Here is a 17,895-nt window from a genome sequence, read left to right as displayed (position 1 = left end):
ACCGAGATCGTATTCGGTGGTTTCCAGATCCGGAACCAACTTGCCGAGCACCTTGAGCGCTTCGGCTGTGACCTCGACGCCGATTCCGTCACCCGGAATGACCGCAAGCTTCATGGAGTCCTCATCTCAGTAGAACTGTGCGCCTTTATCAACCGCGGGCGGTTGATAAAGGCGCACAGCAAAAACAATCAGGAAAGGTCGACCTGGGCGACGCGAGCGTCGAGCTGCGAGACGATTGCCTCGACCTCGGCGTCACCGACGACGCGATCGACGCGCAAGATGACAGTTGCGCCTTCGCCTTCGGCATCCTGGCTCAGTGCTGCTGCGAGGATGTCGACGCCCGCGTTTCCGAGGACGGTGCCGAGGACACCGAGAACGCCCGGGCGATCGCTGTAGTGAACGACGATGTTGTGGCCCTCGGCGCGCAGGTCGAAGCTGCGTCCGTTGATGTTGACGATCTTCTCGACCTGCTGCAGACCGGTGAGTGCGCCCGTGACCGACGTGACCGTGCCGTCCGCGGCAACTGCACGCACCTCGACCGCGCTGCGGTGAGCAAGAGCCTCCGAGTGCTTCTCGACCGACACGGTCACGCCGCGCTGCTCGGCCAGTGCCGGAGCGTTGACGAACGTGACGGCCTCATCGCTGCTGGCGGAGAACACGCCGCGCAGTGCAGCCAGGCCGAGGATGTCGACGGTTTCGGCAGACAGCTCGCCGGTGGCGACAACCTGCACGGTCTGCACAGCTTCGGGCGACAACGTCGCAGCGAGGAGACCGAGCTTGCGGACGAGCTCGAGCCACGGAGCAACTTCTTCGCCCACGGGGCCGCCGGAGACGTTGACAGCCTCGGGAACGAATTCGCCTGCCAGAGCGAGGAGAACACTCTTGGCCACGTCGATGCCTGCGCGGTCCTGAGCCTCGGACGTCGATGCTCCGAGGTGCGGGGTGACAACGACGTTGTCGAGCTCGAAAAGCTTGGAATCGGTGCACGGCTCGGTGCTGAACACGTCGAGACCGGCGCCTCGGACCTTGCCGGAGACGAGTGCGTCGTAGAGCGCATCTTCGTCGATCAGACCACCGCGAGCGGCGTTGACGATGATGACGCCGTCCTTGGCCTTGGCGAGGCGCTCGGCGTTGATCAGGCCGGCCGTTTCCTTGGTCTTGGGCAGGTGCACGGAGATGAAGTCGGCGCGCTCGACGAGCTCGTCGATGGTGACCAGTTCGATGCCGAGCTGCGCTGCGCGCGCTGCGGGCAGGTAGGGGTCGTACGCGATGATCGTGGTCTCGAACGCAGCGAGACGCTGCGCGAAGAGCTGGCCGATGCGGCCGAGTCCGACAACGCCGACAGTCTTGCCGAGGATCTCGACACCGTTGAACTTGCTTCGCTTCCAGGTGTTCTCACGCAGAGTCTTGTCTGCTGCGGGAATCTGGCGAGCGGTCGACATGAGGAGCGCGACAGCGTGCTCGGCAGCGGAGTGAATGTTGGAGGTCGGTGCGTTGACGACCATCACGCCGCGCTCGGTGGCTGCGGGGATCTCGACGTTGTCCAGGCCGACACCGGCGCGGCCGATGATCTTCAGCTTGGTGCCGGCAGCCAGAACCTCGGCGTCGACGGTAGTGGCGGAACGGACGAGAATCGCGTCGGCCTCGGGTACCGCGGCGAGCAGCGCCGGGCGGTCGGGTCCGTCGACCCAACGCACCTCCACACCGTCACCGAGCGCCTCGACTGTGGACGGCGCGAGCTTGTCGGCGATCAGAACAACGGGACGGCCAGGCTGGCTCACGTGCAAACTCCCTGATTAGGTGGGTGTGAAGGTGGTTTAACCACCGATAGTTTAGTGCGCGCTCACTTGGAATCCACAACGCGGTAGGCAATACCACATAGTGGACACTTTCGCGGGCAAATTCTCGACGGAATATGAATCCGGACTCAGACGACCCGGAAAACGACTCCGGCCCAATGCCGCGCTGGTTCAACGTAATTGAACCGGCGCGGCATCAGGCCAGTGGAGACGTGGAGCGTGAAACTGCGAATTACGCGGTTTCGGTGATCGGACGATCGACCCAGCTCATCAGGTCGCGCAGCTTCTTGCCGGTGACCTCGATGGGGTGCTCGGCGTTGGCCTTGCGCAGGCCCTCGAGCTCGGTGTTGCCGTTCTCGACGTTGGCAACCAGACGACGGGTGAACTCGCCGGACTGGATGTCGGCCAGGATCGCCTTCATGCGCTCCTTGGTGTCGGCGTCGATGACGCGCGGGCCGGAGAGGTATCCACCGAACTCAGCGGTGTCGGACACCGAGTAGTTCATGCGGGCGATGCCACCCTCGTACATGAGGTCGACGATGAGCTTGAGCTCGTGCAGAACCTCGAAGTACGCCATCTCGGGTGCGTAGCCGGCCTCGACCATGACCTCGAAACCGGTCTTGACCAGTTCCTCGGTGCCGCCGCAGAGCACGGCCTGCTCGCCGAAGAGGTCCGTCTCGGTCTCTTCCTTGAACGTGGTCTTGATGACGCCTGCGCGGGTTCCGCCGATGCCCTTGGCGTAGGACAGAGCAAGAGCCTGGCCTTCACCCTTGGGATCCTGGTCGATGGCGATGAGCGCGGGAACGCCCTTGCCGTCGACGAACTGACGACGCACCAGGTGGCCGGGGCCCTTGGGGGCGACCATGCCGACGGTGACGAACTCCGGAGCCTTGATCAGGTCGAAGTGAATGTTCAGGCCGTGACCGAAGAACAGCGCGTCGCCGTCCTTGAGGTTCGGCTCGATGTCATTGGTGAAAATACTCGCCTGAGCGGTGTCAGGTGCGAGCACCATGATGACGTCGGCCCACTCGGAAACCTCTGCCGGCGTACCGACCGTCAGCCCCTGCTCTTCAGCCTTCTCACGCGACTTCGAGCCTTCCTTGAGGCCGATGCGCACATCGACGCCCGAGTCACGCAGGCTCAGCGAATGGGCGTGGCCCTGGCTTCCGTAGCCGATCACAGCAACCTTGCGGCCCTGAATGATCGACAGATCGGCATCGTCGTCGTAGAACATCTCGACTGCCACAGTTCTCAACCTCTCCTTGGATTTTTACGTGTCTAAAAGTACTAGCGGGTGGCCGTGATCGACTTCGGCCCTCGACCGACTGCCACGACCCCGGACTGAACGATCTCCCGGATACCGTACGGATCAAGCATCCGCAGCAGTGCATCCAGCTTGGACCGAGTACCGGTCGCCTCGATGGTGACGGACTCCGGAGAGACGTCGATCACCTTGGCGCGGAACAGGTTCACCGTTTCGATGACCTGCGTGCGCACGCTTGCATCAGCGCGCACCTTGATGAGCACGAGCTCGCGAGCGACGGATGCTTCACCGTCCTGCTCGACGATCTTGATGACGTTGATCAGCTTGTTGAGCTGCTTCGTCACCTGCTCGAGAGGGAACTCGTCGACCGTGACGACGATGGTCATACGTGAGATCTCGGGGATCTCGGTTCCGCCCACCGCAAGGGATTCGATGTTGAATCCGCGGCGGGAGAAAAGTGCGGAGACGCGAGCCAGCACGCCTGGCTTGTCCTCGACGAGAACACTGAGGGTGTGACTGGTGCTCACTTCTGATCCTCCCCTGTGCCCGCGGCGGGTCCGGCTTGCTCGCGTGACATGGCTTCGTGGATGACGGCGGGCTCGGCAACTGCCTCGTCGTCGTCGAACAGCGGCCGGATGCCCCGGGCCGCCATGATTTCGTCGTTGCTCGTTCCGGCAGCGACCATCGGCCACACCTGTGCGTCGGCGGTGACGATGAAGTCGATCACGACAGGCTTGTCGTTGATGGACTGCGCCTCACGGATCGCAGCTTCGACATCTTCTTCACGCTCGACACGAATTCCGTGGCAGCCCAATGCTTCTGCGAGCTTCACGAAGTCCGGGATGCGGATGGCGCCGTGCGTTCCGAGGTTGGTGTTGGAGTAGCGCTCTTCGTAGAAGAGTGTCTGCCACTGGCGCACCATGCCGAGGTTGCCGTTGTTGATGAGGGCAACCTTGATCGGAATACCTTCGAGTGCGCAGGTTGCGAGTTCCTGATTGGTCATCTGGAAGCAGCCGTCGCCGTCGATCGCCCACACCTCGGTGTCGGGCATGCCCATCTTGGCGCCCATGGCTGCGGGAACCGCGTACCCCATGGTGCCGAGCCCGCCCGAGTTGAGCCACGTGCGCGGCTTCTCGTAGCCGACGAACTGCGCGGCCCACATCTGGTGCTGACCGACGCCGGCGCAGTAGATGGCATCCGGTCCGGCGAGCTTGCCGACGGTCTGGATCACGTACTCCGGGCTCAGCTGACCGTCGGTGGGACGGTCGTAGCTCAGCGGGTACGTACGACGGATGTCGTTCAGGTACGCCCACCACTCGGTGAGGTCGAACGTGGTGCCCGTGGCCATGTCGGCACGGATCGCCTCGATGAGTTCGGTGATGACCTCTTTGCAGTCGCCCACGATCGGGACGTCCGCGTAGCGGTTCTTGCCGATCTCGGCCGGGTCGATGTCGGCATGGATGACCTTGGCGTCGGGCGCGAAGGAATTCAGCTGACCGGTCACGCGGTCGTCGAAACGCGCACCGAGGGTGATCAGTAGATCGCTACGCTGCAGAGCGGCGACTGCGGCAACGGTGCCGTGCATTCCCGGCATACCGCAGTTGAGGTCGTGACTGTCCGGGAACGCGCCGCGGGCCATCAGCGTGGTGACGACGGGGATACCGGTCAGCTCGGCCAATTCGAGCAGCTCCGGCGAGGAGTCGGACTTGATGACGCCGCCACCGACGTACAGAACCGGCGACTTGGCGTCGGCGATCAGACGTGCAGCTTCACGAACCTGCTTGCCGTGCGGCTTGGTGACCGGGCGGTAGCCCGGCAGACGCATCTCCGGCGGCCACGAGAACGTGGTCTGCGACTGCAGGATGTCCTTGGGGATATCGACCAGGACGGCGCCGGGGCGACCGCTGGCCGCGAGGTAGAAGGCCTCGGCCATGATGCGCGGGATGTCGATCGCGTCGGTGATCAGGAAGTTGTGCTTGGTGACCGGCATCGTGATGCCTGAGATGTCGGCTTCCTGGAAGCCGTCGGTACCGATCAGCGAGCGCGCCACCTGTCCGGTGATCGCCACGATCGGAACGGAGTCCATCTGCGCGTCGGCCAGCGGCGTGACCAGGTTGGTCGCACCGGGACCCGAGGTAGCCATGCAGACGCCGACCTTGCCGGTCGCCTGGGCGTAACCGGTGGCAGCGTGGCCTGCACCCTGCTCGTGGCGCACGAGCACGTGGCGAACCTTGACCGAATCGAAGAGTGGGTCGTAAACCGGGAGCACGGCACCGCCGGGAATGCCGAATACCGTGTCGACCTCGAGCTCTTCGAGGGCTCGAACCACAGACTGCGCGCCGGTTACCCGCTCAGGCGGGAGCTGGCGACGGTTGGCCGTCTGGGTTGCGGCAGCCGCGGTTGTCGGGCTCGGTGTCCCTGACTTGCGCGGCGTGGGTTGAGGCCGTGCTGTTGGTGCGCTCACTGGGAAATCCTCTGATTCTGGCTCCGGGCAACAAAAAACCCCCGTCAGCATCTGCTGAGCGAGGGTGGCGCGTCGTTATCTGGTGAGTTGAAAAATCGACTCAGGCGACGACGCGCCGGCCGATTACGAGCAACTCATTCTGTTTCACGCACTCGACAGTAGAGGCGCTAGTCGCGAACGGCAAACTTGGTGAGTCGACCGTCCCAGAATCTGAGATACATCGGCTGCAATGCGAAGATGTAGAGGTGTCAACTTCGCAGCAGCCCGTGCCACCGGCTCAATCATCCCACACGCCGAAACCACTTCGGCACGTCATCCGCATTTCGCAGCTCGCTTACATGGCGTGCGCGTTCCTTCTGTTCGCGGTCAGCTTCCCGATCTTCGGGTGGCCCGTCGCCTTCAGCTGGTTGCTGATCCTTCCGATCATCGCCGTCTATCTCGTCGCGCGACTGCGCACCACCGTCAGCCCTGACGGCCTCGAGGTCCGCTCGACGTTCTCCAAGCGCACCCTCGCCTGGGACGACGTCAAGGGTTTCCGCTTCCCGAAGCGGAGTTGGGCGCGCGCGGAACTCACCGACGGAACCGAGGTGACCCTGCCTGCGGTCAGCTTCGTCAGGCTTCCCGAGATCGCGATCGCCAGCGGCGGCCGCATCACCGATCCCTACGCATCCGCCGCAGAAGCCTTCGCCGCCAAGGAAGCCGAAGAGGAAGAAGCAGCTGCAGAAGCAGAAGCAGAATCCGAGCTCGTCGAGAACACACAGGACCAGCCCGAAGAGAAGCGCCCGTAGCACGCGAGTAGCGTTGAAAGGCCCTCGCTTCTATTTGAGTGGACCAGCAACGATCACATAAGGAACACGCCCATGCCCCCGTTGAGGTCACGCACCACCACCATCGGACGTAATGCTGCCGGAGCCCGATCCCTGTGGCGCGCCACAGGAATGACGGATTCCGACTTCGGAAAGCCGATCGTCGCCGTAGCGAACTCGTACACCCAGTTCGTACCCGGCCACGTGCATCTCAAGAACGTGGGCGAGATCGTTGCCGAGGCCATCAGTGCGGCCGGCGGCGTCGCTCGTGAGTTCCACACCATCGCAGTCGACGACGGCATCGCAATGGGCCACGGCGGAATGCTCTACTCGCTCCCGAGCCGCGAGATCATCGCCGACTCGGTCGAGTACATGGCAAACGCCCACACAGCCGACGCACTGGTGTGTATCTCCAACTGCGACAAGATCACTCCCGGCATGCTCAACGCTGCAATGCGTCTCAACATCCCGACCGTCTTCGTCTCCGGTGGTCCGATGGAGGCCGGTAAGGCAGTGGTCGTCGGCGGCGTGGCCCAAGCCCCCACCGACCTCATCACCGCGATCTCCGCCTCTGCCAACGATGCCGTGTCCGACGAGGGCCTCGACGAGGTCGAGCGCAGCGCGTGCCCGACATGCGGGTCCTGCTCCGGAATGTTCACCGCCAATTCCATGAACTGCCTGACGGAGGCCCTCGGCCTCGCATTGCCGGGCAACGGCTCCACGCTGGCAACTCACAAGGCTCGTCACGCACTCTTCTCTCGTGCGGGCACCACCGTGGTCGAGGCTGCCCTCAAGTACTACCGCGACGGCGACGAGTCGGTGCTGCCACGCAACATCGCGACCCCGGCAGCGTTCCGCAACGCGATGGCTCTCGACGTCGCCATGGGCGGTTCCACCAACACCGTCCTGCACACGCTGGCTGCGGCGCAGGAAGGCGAGGTCGACTTCGACCTCGACACCATCGACGCGATCAGCCGAAAGGTTCCGTGCCTGTCCAAGGTCTCTCCCAACTCGGACTACCACATGGAAGACGTCCACCGCGCCGGCGGAATCCCCGCCCTGCTCGGTGAGCTTCGCCGCGGCGGACTCCTCGAAACCGACGTGTCCACCGTGCACACCAAGAGCTTCGACCAGTGGCTCGACGACTGGGACATCCGCTCCGGCAAGGCAACCGACGAGGCAATCGAACTCTTCCACGCGGCTCCCGGCGGCGTGCGCACCATCGAACCGTTCTCCACGGACAACCGTTGGTCTGCCCTCGACACCGATGCGGCCGGCGGCTGTATCCGCGACGTCGAGAACGCCTACACCGTCGAAGGCGGCTTGGTTGTCCTGCGTGGCAACATCGCACTCGACGGCGCAATCCTCAAGACGGCCGGCATCGACGAGGAACTGTTTTCCTTCCAGGGCCCGGCGCTCGTCGTCGAATCCCAAGAAGAAGCCGTCTCGGTCATCTTGCAGAAGAAGATCAAGGCCGGCGACGTTCTCGTCGTGCGTTACGAAGGCCCCAAGGGCGGCCCCGGCATGCAGGAAATGCTGCACCCCACTGCCTTCCTCAAGGGCGCAGGCCTCGGTAAGGAATGCGCACTGATCACCGACGGTCGTTTCTCGGGCGGAACCTCCGGGCTGTCCATCGGTCACATCTCCCCCGAGGCTGCCGCAGGCGGAATCATCGGTCTCGTCCAGAACGGCGATCAGGTTCGCATCGACGTCGCCTCGCGCACGCTCGAGATCCTGGTCGACGACGACGTCCTCGCCGAGCGACGCGCGAAGATGGAGGCCTCGGAGCGCCCGTGGCAGCCGGTCGATCGTCAGCGCACCGTGACGACAGCACTGCGCGCCTACGCCGCTCTGGCAACGTCCGCCGACAAGGGCGCGGTTCGCTACGTTCCGTAAGTTCTGCCACGAATCGAAAAAGATCCCCGGCCGCCTTTCGGCCGGGGATCTTTTCTGTAAGCGTGCGTGCGGCTCGAGACGCGCGTAGCCGATGTGACAGTCACACAAGGTTTTCGGGCAGTCGGACGTGCGGCAACCAACTCAGCTCCACGAGAATGCTCGCCAACGGGCCACGGCAGAGGGTCGACAGAGTCGGGTTCATGTCACCTCGGAGAAGAACGCGGGACCGACTGCGTCCGAACACGCCATACTTCCTCCGGTGTTGTATGAGCTTGAACCACAACCCAATCCGATCATCCCGTCGCCGACACACTCTGCCACGACGCGTGATCGACGCTCGACCGGATCCAGGTACGCGGTGGTCCTCTCCCCTGTCGCCCCGATACGGGTGAAATGGGACGTGCCGGCACAGCGACAATGCAACTCATCGACAGCAAGACCGACCGACAGGTACCGAATAGTCGGGCGACACGCGGAGCACCAACGGAACGATATGAGCTATCAGACATTTCAGACCGAATCGCGCGTCCGGCTCGTGAGCGAATTCACTTGGACGTAGGGTTTCAGACACCAGCTGATCAATTCAGATACATGAGGGGGGATGACTTTCAGTCAGGTGATCATTTCGGTCAGTTCGAGCGAGCCGACTTGCACACGGCGCTCACCAGTGGTTCCCTCATCAGGTCGCTGAGACGCACATCACAACGACGACAGTCAGCCACCGCCCGTCACCCACAAGGTCGACGGGAAACAACCAAGGAGCAATACATGCCCGGAGTCGGCATATGGCGCACCAAATCCGTCGAGCAATCGATCGCGGACACCGACGAGCCTGAGACAAAGCTCAAGAAGGAACTGACCGCGAAGGACCTCACGGTATTCGGAGTCGCCGTCGTCATCGGCGCAGGCATCTTCACGCTGACTGCTCGAACCGCAGGCAATGTCGCAGGACCCTCCATTTCACTGGCATTCGTTCTCGCTGCCATCGCCTGTGGCCTCGCCGCGCTGTGTTACGCGGAGTTCGCCTCCACCGTCCCCGTCGCAGGCAGCGCATACACGTTCTCCTACGCCACGTTCGGGGAGTTCGCCGCCTGGATCATCGGCTGGGACCTCATTCTCGAGTTCGCTCTCGCGTCCGCCGTCGTCGGCAAGGGCTGGTCGCTGTACCTCGGCAACGTCATCGGGGCCAGCGGAAGCACCACCGCCCACATCGGTTCGATCAGCTTCGACTGGGGCGCTCTGCTCATCATCGGCGCGATCACGCTGATCCTCGCGATCGGCACCAAGGTTTCCTCGCGAGTCTCCGCAATCATCACCGCGATCAAGATCGCAGTAGTCCTGCTCGTCATCGTCGTGGGCGCGTTCTACATCAAGAAGGAGAACTACTCCCCCTTCATCCCGCCGTCCGAAGGAACCGAGAGTTCTGCAAGCGGAATCCATCAGACCTTGTTCTCCTGGCTGACCGGCGCAGGCGGAAGCAGCTACGGCGCTTACGGATTGCTCGCAGCCGCCAGCCTCGTGTTCTTTGCCTTCATCGGTTTCGACGTCGTCGCCACCACCGCCGAGGAAACCAAGAACCCGCAGAAGTCGTTGCCGCGAGGAATCTTCGGCTCGCTCGCCATCGTCACGGTTCTCTACGTTGCCGTCACGCTCGTACTGACCGGCATGGTCAAGTACACCGAACTCAAGGACGGCAGTCCGCTGGTCGGCGATTCCAGCGCCACCCTCGCAACCGCATTCGAGGCCAACGGAATCGGTTGGGCACAAACCGCCATCAACTTCGGTGGCCTGGCCGGCCTCACGACAGTTGTCATGGTCATGATGCTCGGCCAGACCCGCGTCCTCTTCGCCATGTCCCGTGACGGACTCATGCCGCGCAGCCTGGCCAAGACCAACGCCAAGGGCATCCCGATGCGCATCACGTTGATCGTCGGTGGCATCGTCGCCGTCCTGGCAGCCTTCTTCCCGATGGGCACGCTCGAAGAGATGGTCAACATCGGAACGCTGTTCGCCTTCGTCCTGGTTTGTGTCGGTGTCATCGTCCTTCGCCGCACCCGCCCCGACCTGCCGCGCGGATTCCGCGTCCCGCTGGTGCCGTTCGTTCCGATCGTCGCCGTGCTCGCCTGCGGTTGGCTGATGCTCAACCTCTCGGTCGAGACCTGGATCCGGTTCCTCGTCTGGATGGCCATCGGTGTGCTCGTGTACTTCGCCTACGGTCACCGCAAGTCGGTCCTCGGTCGCAAACTCAAGGACGGAACCGCCATCCCGTCCGCGAACGCCGACCCGGTACTCGTCAAGGACTGATCCTTCATAAACAAACCGCCGCTCTCCGATTCGGAGAGCGGCGGTTCGTTTTGTTCGACGGCGCGAGTATCAGATGAGCGGATTGGCACCGTTCAGGAAGATCCAGGTGCAGACGCCGGCAGCGATACCGAGGATCAAAACCACGAGCGATCCGATAAACGGACGAGTTGCCCAGCCACGACGACCGTCGAGCGCAATACGACCTGGTCCCGTCAAAATGATGACGCCCGCACAGATTCCGAGCAGCATCTCGTACTCGGTCCCGGCCGGGGCGAAGTACTCCAGGCCGGGTGCGCTCGCCTGACGCAGCGCCCACGCATTGATCATCACCGCCAGAACCGACGCTGCCGCAACGGGAGTCAGCAACCCGAGGATCAGGAGTGCGCCACCTGCGACTTCACCGACGGCGCCGAGTATCGCCATCCACTTCGCCTGCTGGAACCCGGCGTCCGCCAGCATCGACTCGAACCCGTTCAGCCCCGGCCCGTTCCAGATACCGGTCAACTTCTGCAGACCGTGCACCAACGCAGTTCCACCGACGGCCAATCGCAGTGCAAGCAACCCGAGGTCGAGAGTGCCTCGGCCCCGCGGAGACTCAGTTGTACCTGCCACGGCTTCGGCGGTGGGGACGGCGGCGATCGGAGCGTCGTACGCCGTCTCACGCTCGAGAGCCACGGTCGGCTGATCCGCGCCAGGTGCTCGGTATGTCGGTATCTGTTCGGTCAGGGAGTTGGCGTTCGTGGAACCGAAATCGAGATCGTCGTCGGTCCGCGGCAACGGATTCTTGGCGCTCACCGTCGGAAATTTTTCGGTGGGCGAATCATACGGACTGGACACATTGCCCGTCGGCTTGTCCGCATCCGACAACTCGCTGGGATCTTTTCGCTCGTCAGTCACGTAGGTGAGCCTATGACCGATTCACGAACTCGACGGGGAACCTTGGTCCGGCGTGGCGGCATCTGCCGTGCATTACGTAACGTCTTGGGCATGACTACGGGTAGGCATGCAGCGCTGGGCGCACTGGCGCTGGTGCTCGGGACATCGTTGCTCGCAGGTTGCGCCGACTTCGACGAATCGACTGCCTCGCCGTTCACACCCGAACCGACCAACCAGGCCAGCGCGGAAGTGCAGCCGGAGAACCCGCCGCCGTCGACCACGCCGCCGGCGCCGCGGACCGGCCCCCTCGGACCGTGTCAGGATGCCGACACCGCCGTGATCGCAACCTGTCTCGACACCACGGGTGGGCTCGTCACACTCCCGGACGGGAACTCCGGACTGGTTGCCGAACGGCGGACCGGCCGGATCATGCAGGTAGCTCCCAACACGACACCGGTCGAGGTAGCCAAGATCGACGTCGACGGCAGCGGTGACGGCGGCCTGCTCGACATCGCACTCTCCCCCACGTTTGTCGAAGACAACCTGATCTATGCCTACGTCACCACCGGAACGGACAACCGGGTGGTCCGCATCGCTCCGGGTGACACCGCCAAGGAAGTACTCGGTGGAATCCCGCGCGGCGCGAGCGGCAACGGCGGGTCACTTGAGTTCGCGGCCCCGGACCAGCTCATGGTTCTGACAGGCGATACCGGAAACCCCGCGGTTGCTCAGGATCCCGCCTCGTTGGCGGGGAAACTCTTGCGGGTCCGATCGCTGACACCCAACGCTGCGCCGCCTCGCCCGGAAGTTGTTCTGTCCGGAATCGGAAACGGCGGCGGCGTGTGCGTCGATCCGGGAATCGCGACGTGGGTCACGGACCGAACCACTCTCGAGGATCGCCTCCAACGCGTCGGCGCCGACGGCACGGTGACATCCCCCGCGTGGACGTGGCCCGACCGACCCGGAGTCGGCGGGTGCATCGCGGCGCAGGGAGTGGTAGCTGTCGCGCTGGGGGCCGGCAAAGCGATCTCGGCGCTGGCCGCAGATCCAGGAACAGGTGCCGTCACGACCGCGCCGTCGGCAGTGGCGAAAGACACGTACGGCCAGCTGGGCGGTTTGGCACTCGGATCCGACGGTTTGATGTGGGCGAGCACGATAAACAAAACCGCGGGCGAGCCGGGTCCGAACGACGACAAGGTGGTCAAGATCCCGATGCCGAGTGGCAGCGGCGGGATCGACTGAGCCGCCATGTCTGTTCGGTCACGGATCCCGTGACCGAACATGCACAGATGCGTACTCTTTTGTTAGCGGGGCTAAACACCACGCATTTGCCAGGACCGGTTGGCCCAACCACGACAAAGGAGTCGGCATGAAGGCAATCCAGTACACGAGAATCGGCGCAGAACCCGAACTCACGGAGATTCCCAAACCCGAGCCCGGTCCAGGTGAAGTGCTCCTGGAAGTCACCGCTGCCGGCGTCTGCCACTCGGACGACTTCATCATGAGCCTGCCCGAGGAGCAGTACACCTACGGCCTTCCTCTCACGCTCGGCCACGAGGGCGCCGGCCGGGTCGCCGCCGTCGGCGAGGGCGTCGAAGGGCTCGACATCGGAACCAATGTCGTCGTCTACGGACCCTGGGGCTGTGGCAGCTGTTGGCACTGCTCGCAAGGACTCGAAAACTACTGTTCTCGAGCAAAAGAACTCGGCATCAATCCTCCTGGTCTCGGTGCACCCGGCGCGTTGGCCGAATTCATGATCGTCGATTCACCTCGCCACCTCGTCCCGATCGGCGACCTCGATCCGGTCAAGACGGTGCCGCTGACCGACGCCGGTCTGACTCCGTATCACGCGATCAAGCGTTCACTGCCGAAACTTCGCGGTGGCTCGTACGCCGTCGTCATCGGTACCGGCGGTCTCGGCCATGTCGCCATCCAACTCCTCCGCCACCTCTCGGCAGCAACCGTCATCGCACTCGACGTGAGCGCGGACAAGCTCGAACTGGCAACCAAGGTAGGCGCTCACGAAGTGGTTCTGTCCGACAAGGACGCGGCCGAGAACGTCCGCAGTATCACCGGAAGTCAGGGCGCCGCACTGGTTCTCGACTTCGTCGGCTATCAGCCCACCATCGACACCGCGATGGCTGTCGCCGGCGTCGGATCGGACGTCACTATCGTCGGGATCGGCGACGGGCAGGCCCATGCCAAAGTCGGGTTCTTCCAAAGTCCTTACGAGGCTTCTGTGACTGTTCCGTACTGGGGTGCCCGCAACGAGCTGATCGAATTGATCGACCTGGCGCACGCCGGCATCTTCGACATCGCGGTGGAGACCTTCAGTCTCGACAACGGCGCCGAAGCGTATCGACGACTGGCCGCCGGAACGCTCAGCGGCCGCGCGGTTGTGGTCCCTGGTCTGTAGACCGACAGCGGCAAAACGACAGCGAAAAACACTGATGCCCGGCCGAATTCGATTCGGCCGGGCATCAGTGTCAGAAATTCAGTGTGCGCTAGCTGCACGCCTCGATGACAAGTTCCTTCACACGAGCCGCGTCTGCCTGTCCACGAGTGGCCTTCATGACGTCGCCGACGATCTTTCCGGCGGCCTGCACCTTGCCACTGCGAATCTTGTCCGCGATGTCGGGGTTCGCTGCGAGCGCTTCGTCGACGGCTGCCTTGAGCTTGGTTTCGTCACGTTCGACGACCAACTCCGGGTGGGCCGCGACAACCTGCTCCGGGTCACCCTCGCCGTCGAGGACGTGATCGACGACCTGGCGAGCCACTTTGTTGTTGAGCTTGCCGCTGTCGATGAGAGCTACGACCTGGGCAACCTGCGCCGGGGTGATCGGCAGAGCGCCGAGTTCGACGCCACGGGTGTTCGCCTGCTGTGACAGGTAGGACAGCCACCAGGAGCGCGCTGCCTCGGGCGAAGCACCGGCCTCGGTGGTAGCGATCACCAGATCGATGGCACCGGCGTTGACGAGGTCGCGCATGACTTCGTCGGAGATTCCCCAGTCCTTCTGGATCCGCGCACGGCGAATCCAGGGAAGCTCCGGCAAGGTACCGCGCAGTTCTTCGACCCACTCGGCGCTCGGAGCGACGGGCTCGAGATCCGGTTCCGGGAAGTAGCGGTAGTCCTCGGCCGTCTCCTTCCGGCGTCCCGCGGCGGTGGTGCCGTCGCCTTCCTGGAAATGGCGGGTCTCCTGGATGACCTCACCGCCGGCGTCGAGAACTGCTGCCTGACGGCGCATTTCGTAGCGAACTGCGACCTCGAGGCTCTTGAGGGAGTTGACGTTCTTGGTCTCGGTGCGGGTCCCCAGTTCGGTGGAACCGATCGGCATGAGGGAGATGTTGGCGTCGCAGCGCATCGATCCCTGGTCCATGCGGACGTCGGAGACGTCGAGGGACTTCAGCAGATCACGAAGCGCCGTGACGTACGCGCGAGCAACCTCGGGGGCGCGCTCACCGGCACCGTGGATGGTCTTGGTGACGATCTCCACCAAGGGAACGCCCGCACGGTTGTAGTCGAGCAGCGAATGGCTGGCACCGTGAATACGACCGGTAGCGCCACCCACGTGGAGGGACTTACCGGTGTCCTCCTCCATGTGGGCGCGCTCGATCTCGACGCGCCACGTCGTGCCGTCGTCGAGGATCACGTCGAGGTATCCCTCGGTTGCGATCGGCTCGTCGTACTGGGAGATCTGGTAGTTCTTCGGCTGATCCGGGTAGAAGTAGTTCTTGCGTGCGAATCGGCCCCACGGCGTGATGGAGCAGTTGAGCGCAAGGCCGATCCGGATCGCGGACTCGACAGCGGCTGCGTTCACCACCGGCAACGAACCGGGCATGCCCAGACAGACCGGGCACACCTGGGTATTGGGTTCGGCACCGAACTCGGTGGGGCACGGGCAGAACATCTTGGTCGCGGTGCCGAGTTCTACGTGCACCTCCATACCCATCACAGGCTCGTACTTGGTCAGTACTTCGTCGTAATCGAGGATGTCGGGCGCATCGACAGCAGTCATGGTGATCAGTTTATGCGTCTGCGGCTCAGCCGAAGAATGCGGCTGCCTCCTCGTAGCGCTCCTTGGGCACCGTCTTGAGTTTGCGGGTCGCCTCGGCGAGCGGAACGAGGTCGATGGACGTTCCGTGCAACGCGACCATCTGACCGAAATCTCCGCGGTGAGCTGCATCGGTGGCATGAACGCCGAAGCGAGTGGCGAGGATGCGGTCGTGCGGCGTCGGGGTGCCACCGCGCTGAATGTGCCCGAGGACGGTGGTGCGAACTTCCTTGCCGATCCGGCGCTCGATCTCGTTTCCGAGCTGCTGCGCGACACCGGTGAAGATCTTGTGGCCGAACTCGTCTATGCCACCTTCGCGCAGGGTCATCGACGCGGGATCGGGCATCGCACCTTCAGCCACGACGCAGATGAAGTGGGAGTCGCCACGCTGGAAGCGCTTCTTGACCATCGCGCACACCTCGTCGACGTCGAACGGCTGTTCCGGAACCAGAGTCAGGTGTGCCCCCGACGCCAGCCCGGCCTGCAGCGCGATCCAGCCCGCATGCCGGCCCATGACCTCGACGAGCATGACGCGCTGGTGCGATTCGGCCGTGGTGTGGAGCCTGTCAATGGCGTCGGTGGCGACAGCCAAGGCGGTGTCGAAACCGAAAGTCACGTCAGTGCAGTCGATGTCGTTGTCGATCGTCTTGGGCACACCGATCACGGGTACGCCACTCTCGGAAAGCCAACTGGCCGCGGTGAGAGTGCCTTCGCCGCCGATCGGGATCAGGACGTCGATCCCGTTGTCGTCGAGAGTCTGCTTGATCTGATCGAGGCCCGCACGGAGTTTGTCGGGGTTCACGCGAGCGGTGCCGAGGATCGTGCCGCCGCGGGTGAGGATGCGGTTGATGCGGTCATCGGAGTCGAGCGGGACCTTGCGGTCCTCGAGCAATCCTCGCCAGCCGTCCCGGAATCCGACCACGGTACTGCCGTAACGACCGGCCGACGTACGTACGACGGCGCGGATGACCGCGTTCAAGCCCGGGCAGTCGCCGCCGCCCGTGAGGATTCCGATTCGCATAGTGCAGCACCTCTCGTGACCGGATTGTGGATCTTGGTGTCCATCTTCCCCCAGTCACCGTATTGCCGCAGGATAGCGGCGTTGCCGAGCCGCAACGCCGAGCCGCACGGGATCACTAACCTGGCGTGACGAGCCCGCTTTCGTACGCCAACACGACTGCCTGGGCGCGATCGCGCAGATCGAGCTTCGACAGCACCTTCCCGACATGGGTCTTGACGGTCTGCTCGGCGACGAACAGCCGCTCGGCGATCTCGACGTTGGACAATCCGCGGGCGATCAGTTCGAGTACCTCGCGCTCACGCGGGGTCAGGGCGTCCAGCGCTGCGGGCCGTGCGCGCGGGGCCGCCCGCCGGCTGGTCACATCGGCAATCAGACGCCGAGTCACCGTCGGCGCCAGCAAAGCCTGCCCTTCGGCAACGACGCGTACCGCCCGAATCAGCTCCTCAGCCGGTGCGTCCTTGAGCATGAAACCGCTCGCTCCGACGCTCAGGGCCTCGTAGACGTAGTCGTCGATGTCGAAAGTGGTGAGCATGAGGACTCGCACCGGTGGTTCCCATCCGGCGGACAGAATCTGGCGGGCAGCGTCGAGTCCGTTCATCTCGGGCATGCGAACATCCATCAAGACCACATCCGGACGCAATCGCGCGACCTCGGCGACGGCGATCTTGCCGTCCGGCGCATCGCCGATCACGCTGATGTCGGGCTGGGCGGAGAGTAGGGCTCCGAACCCTTGTCGAACCATCGCCTGGTCGTCTGCGATGAATACTGTGATGGGCACTCGGACAGCCTAGGCGGGCATCGACGGCAACTCGGCCCGGACCTCGAACCCTCCGTCCTGTCGCCGGTTTGCCAGCAGCATGCCGCCCACCGCCGAAGCCCGCTCGCGCATTCCGCGGATTCCGTTGCCACCAGTGGTTTCCGACGCCGAGTGCTGATTGCCACCCAATGGCGAAGGTCCGTTGTTCACGAGCGCGCTCACCGATTGCGGACCGAAGGCCACGGCGACATCGATGGGTCCGCCTGGCGAATGCCTGGCCGCGTTGGTGATCGACTCCTGAATGATCCGGTAGAGCGCAAGGCCCGTGGATTCCGAGACCGACGCTCGATCACCGTCGACTCGCCACGACACCGGCAAACCGGCACGGGTACTGCCGAGCAACAGTTCGTCCAACTGGTCGACGCCCGGTTGCGGAGCTGTCACCATGTGGTCCCCGTCGCTGCGCAGTACTCCGAGGAGACCACGAATCTCGTTGAGCGCTGCTCGCCCTGTCTCACTTATCGATTCGAATTCGGTTCGGATCTCCGGAGTGACTGCATCGAGTCTGTACGGCGCACTCTGAGCTTGCACGACCACCATCGACATGTGGTGGGCCACGATGTCGTGCAAGTCGCGCGCGATCCGCGCCTTCTCCT

At 63.7% G+C, this 17,895-nt stretch carries 14 protein-coding genes and 1 pseudogene; 5 read left to right on the top strand and 10 right to left on the bottom strand.

Going from position 1 to position 17,895, the window contains the following annotated elements:
- From A2J01_RS35740 to A2J01_RS10495, 5 genes and pseudogenes are all read right to left on the bottom strand, one after another.
- Positions 1-114 (bottom strand): annotated as a pseudogene (locus A2J01_RS35740) (isocitrate/isopropylmalate family dehydrogenase); the annotation flags it as partial.
- A gap of 74 nt (positions 115-188) precedes the next feature.
- Positions 189-1,781 carry a phosphoglycerate dehydrogenase gene (gene serA / locus A2J01_RS10510; RefSeq protein WP_003944758.1) on the bottom strand — a complete coding sequence of 531 codons (1,593 nt, stop codon included), beginning with the start codon at positions 1,779-1,781 and terminating at the stop codon, positions 189-191.
- A gap of 250 nt (positions 1,782-2,031) precedes the next feature.
- Positions 2,032-3,033, bottom strand: a complete 1,002-nt coding sequence (gene ilvC, locus A2J01_RS10505; RefSeq protein ID WP_030535412.1) for a ketol-acid reductoisomerase — start codon at positions 3,031-3,033, stop codon at positions 2,032-2,034.
- A gap of 53 nt (positions 3,034-3,086) precedes the next feature.
- Positions 3,087-3,590, bottom strand: coding sequence for an acetolactate synthase small subunit (ilvN, locus tag A2J01_RS10500; RefSeq protein WP_003944718.1), 504 nt, complete (start codon positions 3,588-3,590; stop codon positions 3,087-3,089).
- On the bottom strand, positions 3,587-5,527 hold the full coding sequence (locus tag A2J01_RS10495) for an acetolactate synthase large subunit (protein WP_030535411.1): 1,941 nt from the start codon (positions 5,525-5,527) through the stop codon (positions 3,587-3,589). Before A2J01_RS10495 ends, ilvN begins: the two co-directional genes overlap by 4 nt.
- A 266-nt stretch (positions 5,528-5,793) precedes the next feature.
- On the opposite strand from A2J01_RS10495, the gene A2J01_RS10490 reads away from it, so the two are divergent.
- The 3 genes from A2J01_RS10490 to A2J01_RS10480 all read left to right on the top strand — a co-directional run bounded on the left by A2J01_RS10490 (position 5,794) and on the right by A2J01_RS10480 (position 10,533).
- Positions 5,794-6,315, top strand: a complete 522-nt coding sequence (locus A2J01_RS10490) for a PH domain-containing protein (protein WP_039973093.1) — start codon at positions 5,794-5,796, stop codon at positions 6,313-6,315.
- Between the two features lie 72 nt (positions 6,316-6,387).
- Positions 6,388-8,229 carry a dihydroxy-acid dehydratase gene (gene ilvD, locus A2J01_RS10485; RefSeq protein ID WP_007729361.1) on the top strand — a complete coding sequence of 614 codons (1,842 nt, stop codon included), beginning with the start codon at positions 6,388-6,390 and terminating at the stop codon, positions 8,227-8,229.
- A 768-nt stretch (positions 8,230-8,997) separates the two neighbouring features.
- Positions 8,998-10,533, top strand: a complete 1,536-nt coding sequence (locus A2J01_RS10480) for an amino acid permease (RefSeq protein WP_003944693.1) — start codon at positions 8,998-9,000, stop codon at positions 10,531-10,533.
- Positions 10,534-10,602: 69 nt separating this feature from the next.
- Here the strand turns inward: A2J01_RS10480 and A2J01_RS10475 are convergent, their stop codons facing one another.
- Positions 10,603-11,430, bottom strand: a complete 828-nt coding sequence (locus tag A2J01_RS10475) for a DoxX family protein (protein ID WP_082900838.1) — start codon at positions 11,428-11,430, stop codon at positions 10,603-10,605.
- A 90-nt stretch (positions 11,431-11,520) separates the two neighbouring features.
- Here A2J01_RS10475 and A2J01_RS10470 point away from each other — a divergent pair, with 90 nt between their 5' ends.
- Together A2J01_RS10470 and A2J01_RS10465 are read left to right on the top strand one after the other, a co-directional pair.
- Complete coding sequence (locus A2J01_RS10470; RefSeq protein WP_003944688.1) at positions 11,521-12,651, top strand: PQQ-dependent sugar dehydrogenase; 1,131 nt, start codon at positions 11,521-11,523, stop codon at positions 12,649-12,651.
- A gap of 127 nt (positions 12,652-12,778) precedes the next feature.
- Positions 12,779-13,825, top strand: coding sequence for an NAD(P)-dependent alcohol dehydrogenase (locus tag A2J01_RS10465; protein ID WP_030535408.1), 1,047 nt, complete (start codon positions 12,779-12,781; stop codon positions 13,823-13,825).
- Between the two features lie 88 nt (positions 13,826-13,913).
- On the opposite strand, the gene gatB is transcribed toward A2J01_RS10465, so the two are convergent.
- From gatB to A2J01_RS10445, 4 genes are all read right to left on the bottom strand, one after another.
- Positions 13,914-15,425 (bottom strand): Asp-tRNA(Asn)/Glu-tRNA(Gln) amidotransferase subunit GatB, encoded by a 1,512-nt coding sequence (gene gatB / locus A2J01_RS10460; protein ID WP_064112659.1) that lies wholly within the window; start codon positions 15,423-15,425, stop codon positions 13,914-13,916.
- Between the two features lie 25 nt (positions 15,426-15,450).
- On the bottom strand, positions 15,451-16,482 hold the full coding sequence (locus A2J01_RS10455; protein WP_019747919.1) for an ATP-dependent 6-phosphofructokinase: 1,032 nt from the start codon (positions 16,480-16,482) through the stop codon (positions 15,451-15,453).
- Positions 16,483-16,597: 115 nt separating this feature from the next.
- A complete protein-coding gene (locus A2J01_RS10450; protein WP_007729374.1) occupies positions 16,598-17,260 on the bottom strand; it encodes a response regulator in 663 nt (220 codons plus the stop codon).
- Between the two features lie 9 nt (positions 17,261-17,269).
- Positions 17,270-17,895, bottom strand: a 626-nt coding sequence (locus tag A2J01_RS10445) for a sensor histidine kinase (protein WP_231915762.1), incomplete at its 5' end; no start/stop codon positions are given.

Source organism: Rhodococcus sp. EPR-134, assembly GCF_001647205.1.
In the GTDB taxonomy this organism is placed as follows: domain Bacteria; phylum Actinomycetota; class Actinomycetes; order Mycobacteriales; family Mycobacteriaceae; genus Rhodococcus_F; species Rhodococcus_F qingshengii.
The sequence above is the reverse complement of the archived record's forward strand: the minus strand, read 5'-3'. Positions and strand labels throughout refer to the sequence as shown.

Excerpts from the sequence above, each read along its gene's own strand:
- A2J01_RS10455 (WP_019747919.1), bottom strand. The coding sequence starts at position 16,482 with ATGCGAATCGGAATCCTCACGGGCGGCGGCGACTGCCCGGGCTTGAAC.
- A2J01_RS10480 (WP_003944693.1), top strand. The coding sequence starts at position 8,998 with ATGCCCGGAGTCGGCATATGGCGCACCAAATCCGTCGAGCAATCGATC.
- ilvD (WP_007729361.1), top strand. The coding sequence starts at position 6,388 with ATGCCCCCGTTGAGGTCACGCACCACCACCATCGGACGTAATGCTGCC.
- A2J01_RS10465 (WP_030535408.1), top strand. The coding sequence starts at position 12,779 with ATGAAGGCAATCCAGTACACGAGAATCGGCGCAGAACCCGAACTCACG.
- A2J01_RS10470 (WP_003944688.1), top strand. The coding sequence starts at position 11,521 with ATGACTACGGGTAGGCATGCAGCGCTGGGCGCACTGGCGCTGGTGCTC.
- ilvC (WP_030535412.1), bottom strand. The coding sequence starts at position 3,033 with ATGTTCTACGACGACGATGCCGATCTGTCGATCATTCAGGGCCGCAAG.
- gatB (WP_064112659.1), bottom strand. The coding sequence starts at position 15,425 with ATGACTGCTGTCGATGCGCCCGACATCCTCGATTACGACGAAGTACTG.